This is a genomic window from bacterium 336/3 (genome assembly GCA_001281695.1).
GTDB lineage: Bacteria > Bacteroidota > Bacteroidia > Cytophagales > Thermonemataceae > Raineya.
This window is the reverse complement of sequence record LJIE01000001.1, coordinates 3,440,402-3,453,698: the sequence shown is the minus strand read 5'-3', so window position 1 is coordinate 3,453,698 and position 13,297 is coordinate 3,440,402. Positions and strand designations below refer to the sequence as shown.

At 33.3% G+C, this 13,297-nt stretch carries 10 protein-coding genes and 1 pseudogene; 2 read left to right on the top strand and 9 right to left on the bottom strand.

Translation table 11 applies throughout. The annotated features are described in order from the left end of the window. Positions 1–216: 216 nt before the first annotated feature. Positions 217–852 carry an alkaline phosphatase gene (locus AD998_16275; GenBank protein ID KOY87484.1) on the bottom strand — a complete coding sequence of 212 codons (636 nt, stop codon included), beginning with the start codon at positions 850–852 and terminating at the stop codon, positions 217–219. 47 nt (positions 853–899) lie between these two features. After that, a complete protein-coding gene (locus tag AD998_16270; GenBank protein ID KOY88257.1) occupies positions 900–1,664 on the bottom strand; it encodes a chromosome segregation protein ScpA in 765 nt (254 codons plus the stop codon). 168 nt (positions 1,665–1,832) lie between these two features. On the opposite strand from AD998_16270, the gene AD998_16265 reads away from it, so the two are divergent. Beyond that, complete coding sequence (locus tag AD998_16265; GenBank protein ID KOY87483.1) at positions 1,833–3,152, top strand: MFS transporter permease; 1,320 nt, start codon at positions 1,833–1,835, stop codon at positions 3,150–3,152. On the opposite strand, the gene AD998_16260 is transcribed toward AD998_16265, so the two are convergent. Further along, positions 3,142–3,573, bottom strand: coding sequence for a hypothetical protein (locus AD998_16260; protein ID KOY87482.1), 432 nt, complete (start codon positions 3,571–3,573; stop codon positions 3,142–3,144). The two genes, AD998_16265 and AD998_16260, sit on opposite strands and share 11 nt — an antisense overlap. A gap of 64 nt (positions 3,574–3,637) precedes the next feature. Then, positions 3,638–4,891, bottom strand: coding sequence for a sodium:proton antiporter (locus AD998_16255; protein ID KOY87481.1), 1,254 nt, complete (start codon positions 4,889–4,891; stop codon positions 3,638–3,640). 213 nt (positions 4,892–5,104) lie between these two features. Between AD998_16255 and AD998_16250 the strand changes: the two are divergent. Then, positions 5,105–6,208, top strand: a pseudogene (locus AD998_16250) (hypothetical protein). Between the two features lie 30 nt (positions 6,209–6,238). Here AD998_16250 and AD998_16245 read toward each other — a convergent pair. From AD998_16245 to AD998_16225, 5 genes are all read right to left on the bottom strand, one after another. Then, positions 6,239–7,456, bottom strand: coding sequence for a hypothetical protein (locus AD998_16245; protein ID KOY87480.1), 1,218 nt, complete (start codon positions 7,454–7,456; stop codon positions 6,239–6,241). 122 nt (positions 7,457–7,578) lie between these two features. Beyond that, a complete protein-coding gene (locus AD998_16240; protein ID KOY87479.1) occupies positions 7,579–9,834 on the bottom strand; it encodes a hypothetical protein in 2,256 nt (751 codons plus the stop codon). Between the two features lie 97 nt (positions 9,835–9,931). Beyond that, the gene (locus tag AD998_16235; protein ID KOY87478.1) at positions 9,932–11,323 is read right to left on the bottom strand and encodes a phosphoglucosamine mutase; all 1,392 of its coding nucleotides are present in this window, start codon (positions 11,321–11,323) and stop codon (positions 9,932–9,934) included. A gap of 179 nt (positions 11,324–11,502) precedes the next feature. Next, on the bottom strand, positions 11,503–11,775 hold the full coding sequence (locus AD998_16230; protein KOY87477.1) for a hypothetical protein: 273 nt from the start codon (positions 11,773–11,775) through the stop codon (positions 11,503–11,505). A gap of 112 nt (positions 11,776–11,887) precedes the next feature. Continuing rightward, the gene (locus tag AD998_16225) at positions 11,888–13,258 is read right to left on the bottom strand and encodes an ATP-dependent protease (protein ID KOY88256.1); all 1,371 of its coding nucleotides are present in this window, start codon (positions 13,256–13,258) and stop codon (positions 11,888–11,890) included. Between the last annotated feature and the right edge of the window lie 39 nt (positions 13,259–13,297).

Sequence of the window (13,297 nt, the reverse complement as noted above, 5' to 3'; positions counted from 1 at the left end):
CGATTAAATTTTTTAGGATTAATTAATTTTTTTACTGATAAAAGTACAAGCCTTGCAAGACGATACAAAAGTATGGGTGCAGGTCTATTAATCCTAAAAAATAGAGTAGACACGAAATAGACAGATAAAAAAAAGAGGTGGACTTTAAGAGGACAAAAGCCTTATTGCTAAAAATAACAATAAGGCTTCTTAGAAAAATACAATAATATTTGTTTTTTAACTTACTTTTTTATGTTCTTGCCTTATTTTTAGATAGCCTCTAATAACTGTAAAAGTTGTGATTGCTAAAAAGAAAATAATAATATATTCTACATAATTGACAAGTTCAGGAAACTGTTTACCAAGATAATAACCTCCAAAAACTAAAAGACCAGACCAAAGTAAAGCTCCTATAATATTATAAATTGCAAAAATGCCTAAAGGCATACGAGCCATTCCTGCAAGAAGTGGAGCGAAAGTTCTTATAATAGGTAGAAAACGACCAATAATCAAGGCTTTTCCACCATTTTTATCAAAAAAACCACGAGTATTTTCAATATATTTCTTCTTAAAAAACCAAGTTTCTCTCCGATTTTCAAAATTTTTCCCTACGATTTTTCCAAAAATATATCCAGAAAAATTACCTAAAATAGCAGCTCCACAAATTCCAGCAAAAACACCTAGTACGTTTCCTCCCAAATAAGCATCACAGAGCATCCCTGAAAGAAAAAGTAAATAATCGCCTGGGAGAAAAAAACCAAAAAACCAGCCAGTTTCTAAATATACAATAATGGTAATGAGCAATAAACCACCTGTTTGTATGGCTTCTTTAGAATCTGTAAGGGTCTTAAAAAATGCAAAAAACTCATCCATAAATATATAAATTCTATTGTCTTGAATATCAAAATTTTATATAAAAACTAAACAGCAACTTCGTCAGGGATTTCCTGAGCTTTGTATTCTTCTATCCAGAAATTATTGTAACCCAACCCAATACTAATGCTAATATTACCTTCTTGAAGCATCTCCAAAATAGCTAAAAAGTTATAAATGAAACCCACTTTGCCCAAATCTGCATGAATCAAATCTTCAAAAGAAACTCTTCTTAGCGTTTTAATACTGTTTATTAAGAACTTCTTTTGCCCTTCAATAGTATAAGGATACTGAAAAATAGTGTGTTGCCCAACTCTGCTATTGTTTTTATAACGCTCATTTACTTTTTCATAGACTTTGAGCAATTTATATAAGTCCAAATCTTGCAATTCAGCTTCTACATTACTGACTGCGGATATTTTTTTGAGTTCACTTACAATATTTCCACGAACATCTTTCTGCATGCGTTCTTCTTCCATACGAGCAAATTCAGAAATGACACTCTTATATTTTTTATACTCTAAAAGATGTTTAACAAGCTCATCACGAGGGTCTATTTCATTACCTTGCTCATCCAATTCGGGTCTTGGTAAAAGCATTTTCGCCTTAATTCGTACAAGTGTTCCTGCTACTAAGATAAACTCACTAGCAATTTCAATGTTTAGGCGTTCTAGGTGTTGAATATAATAGAGAAACTCTTTGGTTATCTGTGAGATAGGAATATCATAAATATCTAATTCATCCCTTTCAATAAAAAACAACAACAAATCGAATGGTCCTTCAAAGAGAGGTAATTTTATTTCAAAATTCATATAACAAAGACAAAATATACATGCAAATGTAGCTATTTTTTCTGAGATATGGATAGCATCTTGAGATTTAACGAAAAGTTTATCTGTAAGTAGCATATTGTCAAAATAATTCATTATTCTTGTTTTAAGGATCTTACACTTAAATATTTAAAACCGATATTTTATACTATGTTAAAAACATCTGTTCCTAAAAATGACCCTAAAATCACGAATGCTTGGACAATGTACGATTGGGCAAACTCAGCTTTTTCACTTGTAATAGCCTCAGCTGTTTTCCCTGGATATAGTGATAGTATTACAAGAAATCCTGATGGAACATCAGAAATTTTGTTTTTAGGCTCTACCATCAAGAATACCGTTATCTTTGAATATGCTGCTTCTTTAGCATTTTTTTTGATAGCTCTTATCAGTCCTATTCTTACAGCAATCGCCGACTATAGTGGCCGTAAAAAAGCATTTATGCAGTTTTTTTGTATTATAGGAAGTATCGCTTGTTTTATACTTATTTTATTTAAAGATCTATCAACCATTCATTGGGGGATTTTGGGGTATATGTTGGGGTTGATAGGTTATGCCGGCAGTGTAGTTTTTAATAATTCTTATTTGCCTGATATAGCTACAGATGACCAATTTGACAGATTAAGTGCCAAAGCCTTTGCAAGAGGTTATATTGGTAGTGTGATTCTATTAGTATTCTCATTAGCCCTGATTATTTTTAGAAAAGATTTAGGAATTGAAGATGGAAGCATAGCCCCTCGGATTTCATTTGCACTTACAGGTTTATGGTGGATAGGTTTTGCTCAATACAGCTTTTATTATATGCCCAACAATGTTTATCAGAAAGAGGCAAAAGGAAATTGGCTTTTGAATGGATTTAAAGAATTGGGCAATGTTTGGAAGCAAGTACGCCCACTCAAATACCTGAAGATGTTTGTAGTAGCTTTCTTTTTCTATAACATGGCTGTACAAAGTGTGATGTACTTAGCTCCTTTTTTTGCCAAAGAAGAGGTAAAAATGGAAGAACAAGCCCTCATTATGGTAGTATTAATCATTCAGTTGGTTGCTATTGTAGGTTCTTATTTCTTTTCTGCCATTTCAAATAGGAAGGGGAACACTTATTCACTAAGAATAGCTGTTATTATTTGGATTGGAATTTGTATTTGGGCTTATTTTGTGAAAGATAAAATGAGCTTCTATGGATTGGCAGGTGTTGTAGGTTTTGTGATGGGAGGCGTTCAATCTCTTTCTCGTTCGACATACGCTAAACTCATGCCCGAAACAACAGATACAGCTTCATTTTTTAGTTTTTATGATGCAGCCGATAAAATTTCAACAGCTTTAGGCATTTTTGTTTATGGAGCCATTCATCATTTTACAGGAAGTATGCGAAACAGTGTACTTGCTCTGATGGGATTTTTTATAATAGGTTTGTTGGTTTTGTTTCTTGTTCCTTCTAAAAAATCGTACCAAAAAGAATTTACCGCTTAAAAACAGCAATTAAGATGGCAGAAAGCGTAGCAACGGCTGTTGTAATTTGCCAAAATACCACTTTGTGAGTCCAAAAAATCTTTTTTTGTTGTATTGCATCTTTAATTATAAGAGGTTGAATCATAGATTCTTGAGTAGAATCTATGATTTCTTCTTTTGGTATGGATATTTCTTCTTGCTTTGGAGTATTTTGCTCTTTGAGTAGTTTATTTTCTTGAGTTAAATTCTTGTTTCGTGTTTGTAACCACTTTGTTTGCGTGTTGAGGCGTTTGTTTTCATCTCTAAGTTGTTTGGCTTCAGGATGATTGTCTAACAAAAGTTTCATTTCAGAGGCTGTGTAATAACGTTCATCTCCACAAACAATGCAGCGTGTTTCAGCATCAAAGTTTACAGTTTCGCAATTGAGACAAAGCCAAGACATATTTTAGTGATGAATTAAGTAGAAAGATATTCGTAATAAGTACAAAATTGATAATTGTTCATTGTTAATTGATTAATACAAAAGCCAATGCTCCAGCCAAAAAACCTAAAAGAGCAAATAGTGAGATTCTACGCAAATACCAAGTAAAGCTAATATTTTCCATGCCCATAGCTGCCACTCCAGCAGCAGAACCAATAATCAAAATACTACCACCAGTACCTGTAGAATATGCTAAAAATAGCCACAATTTACTATCCATTGGGAAATCTGCCAAAGAATACATATTTTGAGCTGCTGCAAGCAATGGAACGTTATCTACCACAGAAGATGCTACACCAATAATGGTTATGATAATGTCTAAGTTTCCAACAGATTCATTTAAAAAGCCTGCAAAACTTTTTAGTAAATTTGTAGATTCTAAGGCTCCCACAGCCAATAAAATACCTAAGAAAAACAAAATGCTGGAAGTATCAATTTTTGAAAGGGCATGAGCTACAGAAAGAGGTCTCCTACGCTCATCATCTTTATTGCTATGAATAATTTCAGAAAATACCCAAACCAAACCCAAGCCTAATAAAATACCCATATAAGGAGGTAAATGTGTAACTGTCTTAAATACAGGGACTAACAATAAAATACTCACACCAAAAATTAACATTTTCTTTCCATCAGGATTAGCTTCTGTATTTCGTTCCATTTTCTCCAACTCTTGTTTGGGTAATCGGAATTGATAATAGATTAAAGGAATGAGGGTACATACTAAACTTGGTATAAAAACTTTGGTAATAATTGCAGAAGCAGAAATCTGTCCTTTTATCCAAAGCATGGTGGTAGTTACATCTCCGATAGGTGACCAAGCTCCTCCAGCATTGGCAGCAATAATCATAATACCCACAAGCAACATTCTTTGCTCTTTGTCTTTGATGATTTTTCTTAGAATAGAAACCATCACAATGGCTGTGGTAAGGTTATCAATAATAGCAGATAAAAAGAATGCCAAAAGGCTCATCACCCACATCAGGCGTTTGTTATTGGGAGTATTGATTTGACTTTTTACAATATCAAAACCATCATGAGCATCAATAAGCTCTACAATAGTCATAGCTCCCATCAAGAAAAATAGGATTTGTGCTATTTCTGATAAATGGTGTGCTAAATGTTCAGAAACGACTTCTTTATTTTCGGAAAATACAATGTAAACAACCCAACAAAGTACACCTGTAATGAGGGCAGAGGCTGTTTTGTTTAAACGAATATTGTGTTCTAAAGCAATCAGTAAATATCCTACTACAAAAATCCCTATTAGTAGTGCAATCATAGCAATTATAAATTTAGGTATATAAAATGTTCAAAGCCCCAAAAATAAAGAATAAAAAGATTTAAGCCAAGAATTATCATAAATAAAGAATTTCGGCATAAGGTTTGGTTAATAATAAAAAACTAACACTGTTTAAGTATGAAAAAATTTATTTTAACCTCATTGTTTTTCTATTATTCTATAAGCCAATTATTTAGCCAAGAATTAAGAAATTCTGATAAGTTTGCTTTCAGTATGCTGAAAAACTTAGCCAAAAATGAAAATACTTTTCTCTCTCCCTATAGTATTCGTACTATTCTGAGTTTGTGTGCAGAGGGAGCTAGTGGTGCAACACTTGAAGAAATGCAAAAAACTTTATCCTTAGAAACTGATGCTACCAAAAGGCAAAAAGAAATGCAGGATATTATCAAAAAAATATCGAATGTAAAAGATTTTCAATTGGTTACAACCAATATGTTATGGATAGAAAAAAGCTTGGAAGTATTGGATACATATCAAAAAATAGCTAAAGATTTTTATATGGCTGGTGCAGAGGTTTTAGGATTTAAAGAAAACCCTGAAAATGCTCGAAAGAAAATCAATTTATTTGTGGAAGAAAAAACGAATAAAATGATTAAGAATCTACTTCCTATGGGTGTAATAACCAAAGAAACCAAAATGGTTTTAACCAATACTATTTATTTTAAAGCAAATTGGGAATATGGTTTTGATAAAAAAAACACCCATAAACTTGATTTTAAAGTCAATGGAGAGAAAGATGAAAAAGTAGATATGATGTATCAGGAAAAATTTTTTAAAGCGGGTATTTTAGATGGCAATTCTGTAATCCAGTTGCCTTACAAAGGTAATAAGGTTTCAATGTGGGTCGTTTTGCCCAAGGATAAAAAACTCCCAGAACTACTTAAAAATATAGATGCAAACCTATGGACAGCTTTGAAAAATGCTGTATCTAAAAAAGATGTAAGGTTGTATTTGCCTGTTTTTGAATTTGAAACAAAATATATGTTATCTAATAATCTAAAGGCAATGGGAATGCCTACAGCTTTTGGGGATGTAGCTCAATTTTCAGGAATTTCTCAAAAAACAAGTCTTAAAATCTCAGAGGTAATTCACCAAGCCAAAGTAAAAGTAGAAGAAAAAGGAACAGAGGCAGCAGCAGCTACAGCAGTAGTCATGACACCAAAAAGTAGCTCACATCAATCTGAACTTCAAGTGCCTTTTATTTTTAAAGCTGACCATCCGTTTTTGTTTGTGATAGAACACTCAGAAACACAGGAAATATTATTTATTGGTACAGTTCAGAAACCCATCAAATAACAAAAGCCTCTCAAAATGAGAGGCTTTTGCTTAATTAATACCATTGAATAATCTTCCCCATCTGATTTTTTTGTACCATTTAGCTCTTCCTTCCCATGACATCCAGATGAATAATGCTTTCCCAACTACATGGTCAGCAGGGACAAAACCCCAATACCTTGAATCTGAAGACCTGTGTCTGTTATCTCCCATCATAAAATAATAATCTTGCTTGAAAGTATATTCTGTAACAGCTTTGCCTTCAATGATTAACTGATTTTTCTCTATTTTGACATCTTTTCTGTCATAACCCTCAAATTCTTTGATGGTGAAACCATACAAAATAAGTGTATTTTCATTGATAGAAATTTTTGCACCTTTTTTAGGAATCCATACGGGACCAAAATTATCTCTATTCCAAGTAAATTTAGGATGATTAGGGAAAACAGGATTGCCAGCTACATAATCTGCGATATCATCTTCATTTACAACCAAATATCCTGAGTTTTGCTCTATCTGGTTTTTAGGTTCAATTTCTAATTCAACTTTTGTTACTTGTGGCATTTTCTTGAAAATTTCCACCGTTTTCTCATTGATATAAGCTACATATCGTTTTTTGTCGCTATCAAAACTTTCAATATCATGCTCATTGGCTTCTACTTTTTCATCATCAGCACTGAATAGATTCATCTCTTGGAAAGTTTCAATAGGAATTTCTTCTTTTACATATACATAATATCTATGCTGAACCTTTTCGTGATTTTGGAACTGTTTCCCATTTAGAAAAACTTTGGTATCTCTTACTTCTAACGAATCGCCAGCAGCCCCAACACAACGTTTGATATAATTGGTTCTTAAATCTGTTGGATAGCGATGTATTTTTGGTTCTAATCCAGGATAGTTAAATACCACAGCATCTCCGCTTTTCACTTCCGAAAAATGAGGCAAACGGTATTGAGGCAGTTGTATCCAAGTTAAATAAGAAGGCAAATTTGTAAACCATATTTTTTGATGTGTAAGAGGCATCTGAAGAGGAGTTTTGGGTGTTCTTGCTCCATAATGTAGTTTACTTACAAATAAAAAATCACCTGTGAGTAAAGAGCCTTCCATAGATGATGTGGGAATGGTATAGGCTTCTAAAAGTAACCAACGAAGAAAGGTGGCTACGACTACTGCAAATACAATGGCATCTACCCATTCTCGTAATTTAGATTTAGGTTTTGTAGTAGTAGATTCTTTTTTCTTAAAAAACGGAAACTGAAATTTCATGATGTCTATATAATTGAAAATTCTTTAACAGAACGCAAAACTAATAAAAAAAATATCTTTTGTATGAAAAAGTTTGTGAGAAAGCCTCATAAATTGGAGATATATGTGCTAAAAAGTATCATCTATAGAACAGCTATTTTAGCAACTTGCAGTTGTTCGCCTTGTGCATTGCCTGAAAATACAAGATAAATGCCTGATGCAGCCCTTCTTCCATTGTAATCTCGAACATTCCATGTGGCTGTTCCTCCTTTGGCAATGGTTTGATAAATAAGTTTACCTGAAATATCCGTGATTTTTACCTCAGCATTTTCAGCAAGACCCTCAATGCCCACCAAACCTTCAAAATTAGGGCGTACAGGATTGGGAAATACTTTTACATTTCCAAAATTTTCAGAAGCAACACTAACACCTTCTCTAAAAGAGGAAATACCTTGATTAGTTGTAATAAATACTTCACCAGTTTTGGGATGTATAGTTAAATTCCTGATTTCGTTGGAAATAAGAGGAGAGTTTTCTGTTGTATATTGAGCAACAAGTTTGGTAATATCTTCATCAAAAACAAAAATACCATTATTACGAGTCCCAAACCACTTTCTATTCGCTCCATCAATGGCAATGCTTGTAACAGCAATATTTTCTAAAAGTTGCCTTCTGTCAAAAATAGGGAAGGTTACTTCAAAATTAGCTTTGAAAACATCAAAAGAGTTGAAAACAGTCATGATTCCACTTTCTGAACCCAACCAAATTATACCATCTTTATCCATTGCCATAGATAAAATATTACCATTTGTGAGTTTGCTATTGCTGGGTGTAAGGTGTTTGTTTTGTCCTCCTTCTGTATCTATCACCCAAACACCACCAGCAAACGAAGTAGGGGCAAGGCGTACCCACTTGTATCGGTTGTTGTCAATGAGTATTTGGAGAGGAAAACGAGTAGCAGTATTAAAACTAAACGAAAGCCAAGAGCCATCAGAACGTTGTTGATGCAGAGAGTTGGTGACACCATACTGAGCAACCCATAAATTACCTCTATTATCAGCAAGTACATCAGAAATTTTAATGTCCGAACCTCCAAAAAAGGGTGTTTGTTGGGTGGTTTCGTCTATTGTATTAAAATTGCCTTGAGCATCTTGTTGCATCATTCCGTTGCCAAACGAACCAAGTGTTAAAAGCTTTTTAGAAGCATTGTAAGTAGCTGAAGTTAAATCGAATGCGAAAGGAGCTGGTTGTACATCTACAAACCCTGAGGTATTAAAAGTTTTCCAAAAGCCATTTTCAAAAATATCAAAACCATCTGTTTTCGACAAGTTTGTATAGTTTGTAGCATATCCCCCAGAAAGAGCTACTATTTTGTCATCAAAATAAAATGTTTTCCAGTTTCGGTTACTAAATATACCATTAGGACTATAACTTTTATAAGAACCCTCAAAATCTGAAATCAAGCCAGTTTCTCCATCAGCAACCCATGTATTGCTATTTTCTTTTAAAATAGCATTTGGTTTCTTGATGGAAGTGTTTTGAAGAATATTTGTTTGGTCAGAAGTATTTAAAATGAAAACTTTATTGCCTGAGCAAATATAAAGCTCATTTACAATGGTTTGTAAAGAGGTAAAGTTTAAATCTATGATACTATTTATTTTTGTCCAGTTGGTACCAATAAGTTTATAAATGCCTTGTCCATTGAGTGATGCATACACAATATTTTGAAAATTAACAACTTGCTGAACAGCTACTTGTGGCAAACCACTGGGCAACCCGAATTTTTGCCAATTGTTAAAATCTTGAAGATTCAAATTTTGATTGGCAAAAAGTACACCTTGTGGAGTAGCTAAATAAAAAACATTATTGACTGCTGTACAAGCTGATACAGAAAGACTTATACCACCTGCTCCTAAGTTTTTCCAAGTTTCTTTGATTTCTTCTTTTGCTAAATCTAAGACGACAACACCAAAATTCGTAGATAAATAAGCTAAGTTATTTCGGATAAAAATATGATTGGTACGTTTATCACCAGTGATACTCGTTGCATTTTTGATAGTAGCAATATTCTTGATGGTATTGTTGTAAAGCAAATCAATATTGCCATTGGCATAAGAAATAATAAGTTTTTGACTTTCAGTGGAATAAGCAATTTGAGAGGCTTGAGCTTCAGAAAGTCCATCAGATTTACCTAAAATTTTGGTTGCATTATCCGATTTATCAAAAACAAAAATACCCGATTCTGCAACAGCATAGACTTTATTTTCTGCAAATGCTACAGAAAGCACATTTCGGTAGGGTAGGTGTGTTCGCCATGCACCCAAGGGAATATTTGCCTCTTGAGCCCAAAGAGCAAGAGAGAAGCTAAAGAACAAAAAGAAAAAAATATACTTTTTCATTTATATTAAAACCTGATAGGTTTATTATTGTAAATAATTGTTAATCAGTATATACAATCATAAAAAAAACACCTAAAAACCTATAAGGTTTCTGTTATTATTTACTAAATTCTCTAATATCTGCCATTACTTTTTCTGCCAAATTATCAGCAGTACTTATACTATCTGCTTCAGCATAAATACGAATGATAGGCTCTGTATTGCTTTTACGTAAATGTACCCATGCATTATCAAAAGTAACTTTCAGACCATCAATAATATTAGTATTGAATTTAGAATATTTACGTTGCATTTTTTCAAGTATATCATCTACATTGATTCCTTGAGAGAGTTCAATTTTATTTTTAGATATATAAAAATTTGGATATGTAGAGCGTAAAAGGCTTGCGGACTTCCCAGATTGAGCCAAATGTGATAAAAATAAAGCTATTCCAACCAAAGCATCACGTCCATAATGTAAATCAGGGTAAATAATACCTCCATTACCTTCACCACCAATCACAGATTTTGAGATTTTCATGGTGGCTACCACATTCACTTCGCCTACTGCTGAAGAAAAATAGCTTTGTCCATGTTTTTCTGTTACTACTTTAAGGGCTTGTGTAGAAGAAAGATTTGATACGGTGTTTCCTTTTTGTGTTTTTAAAACATAATCAGCAACAGCTACAAGCGTATATTCTTCTCCAAAAGGCTCTCCATTTTCACAAATCAAAGCCAATCTGTCTACATCTGGGTCAACAACAATACCTAAATCGAAGTGTCCTTTTCCAACGTCTTTACAAAACTGGATTAAATTTTCGGGTAATGGTTCTGGATTATGAGCAAAATTACCAGTAGGCTCACAATTAAATTCTGTGATTTGGCTGACGCCCAAAGCCCTCAAAAGAGCAGGAACAGCCACACCACCTACAGAATTAACTGCATCTACTGCTATTTTAAAATTTTTAGATTTGATGGCTTCCACATCTACAAGTGGTAGAGCCAAAATCATTTCGATATGTTTTTTCAGGTAATCATCATTTTGGATGTATTTACCAAGTTTTTTTACATCAACAAAGTTAAAATCTTCTTTTTCTGCTATCTGTAAAAGTTCTTCACCATCTTTTCCTGAAATAAATTCACCTTTTTCGTTGAGTAGCTTTAGAGCATTCCACTGGATAGGGTTGTGGCTAGCTGTCAAAATAATTCCTCCAAGAGCATTTTCAAGTGGAACGGCTATCTCTACTGTGGGAGTTGTAGCCAAACCTAAATCCACTACATCAAAGCCTAAACTCTGTAAGGTAGCACAAACCAATTGAGAGAGCATTTGTCCTGAAAGGCGAGCATCTCTGCCTATTACAATTTTCAGATTTTCTTGAGTGTTGGATTTGCTTTTGAGCCATTCTCCAAAAGCAGCTGCATATTTTACAATATCAATAGGAGTAAGATTTTCAGAAACTTTCCCTCCAATAGTTCCTCTAATGCCTGAAATAGATTTAATGAGTGTCATTTGTGTGTATATATACTGTTATAATGTTCTGATTTTAAAATAACTAAATTTTCTCTACCTGATTTATATTTGACTTTTAAAGTGTCTTTTGGTTTAAGATTTCTTAAAAAAATAATCTCTCTAAGACTTATATGAGTTTTATAAATAATGCTACTATCTAAATATTCATGGTCATCTTTTCAATATACATTCCAACTGGTTGTTTCCACCTGATTCCCCATTCTAGTATATCGAATTCGCTCAGTAGTTGTAATCTTTTGTACAACAGCTTTTTTTTCATAAGGAAAGTCATCAATATTAGCTGAATAAATACTTTGAGGAGATAACATAATATAATAAGCCCCTCCAAGCAAAATACCAACTAAAAGCGTTCCAATGAATATATTCTGGATATTATCTTTGAAAATAAGTATAAGATCCAAAATACGATTTTTTAAACTTTTTTTAACCAAAATCTTCTCAAAATAAACAGATTGATTAAATAAACAAACTCAAGTCCAACAGCATGAATCATAGCAAAAAACATACTTAAATGAGAAATTTACAGAGATAAAGATTGTGAATTTACAAAATATAATGACTCAAATCTCTGTTTTTCACCAAAACACCAAGTTTTTCTTCTACCATCTCTTTGGTAATGAGGATTTTGGCGTTTGCTCCAATGCTATCAGGTATATCGAACAGAAAATCGTTCAAAAGAGTACTCATTACAGTTTGGAGTCTTCTTGCACCAATATTTTCTACTTCTGAGTTTACATAAAAAGCAATTTCAGCTAGTTTTTCTAAAGCATCTTCATTGAAGGTAAGTTCTACACCTTCGGATTTCAAAAGAGCTTCATATTGTTTGGTAAGAGCATTCTTAGGCTCTTTCAAGATATGGAAAAAATCATCTTTGGTAAGGGGTTGTAACTCTACTCGAATAGGGAAACGTCCTTGCAATTCAGGAATTAAATCTGAAGGTTTAGATACATGAAATGCTCCTGCTGCAATAAATAAAATGTGGTCTGTTTTTACAATTCCATATTTGGTATTGACAGAACTACCCTCAACAATAGGAAGTAAATCTCTTTGTACACCCTCACGACTTACATCAGGACCAGATTTTGAGCCAGAAGAGGCAATTTTATCAATTTCATCAATAAAAATAATACCTGCATTCTCAGTTTTTCTGATAGCCTCCTCCTTTACTTCATCCATATCAATGAGTTTGGCAGCTTCCTCTTCCAATAATATTTTTTTGGCTTCTGCAATAGTAACTTTGCGTTTTTTGGTTTTGGAAGGCATGATATTAGAAAGCATCTCTTGAATATTCATCATGGACATTTCATCCATCCCTGGACCCATGACACCTACATTAGAAACATTTTGTCTTACAGAAATTTCAATTTTTCTATGGTCTAATTCTCCATTTTTTATTTTTTCTCTGAAACGTTCACGAGTTTTCTCATTGAGTTCAGTATCATCAGCATTTTTTACATCAAAACCAATACCTCCATCTGTATTAGGTTGTTTTACAGCAGGAATCAAGGCATCTAAGATAATATCTTCTACGATTTCAGCAGCTTTTTGTTTTACTTCTTCTTGACGTTGCAAACGTACCATATTTACAGCTTGCTCAATCAAATCTCTTACCATACTTTCCACATCTCTACCCACATAACCCACTTCCGTGAATTTAGAGGCTTCTACTTTTACAAAAGGAGCATCCGATAATTTAGCCAAACGGCGAGCTATTTCAGTTTTACCAACACCTGTAGAACCAATCATCAGGATGTTATTAGGGATAATTTCGTTTTGAATTTCTACTGGAGCGTTCATTCTTCTCCAACGATTACGCAAGGCTATGGCTACATTTTTTTTTGCGTCTTTTTGTCCAATGATGTATTTATCTAATTCTAAAACTATCTGCTTGGGGGTCAAATGCTCTTGATTCATTTTGAAGGTTTCCATTTTTTATGCTAAAAATTCAGGGTC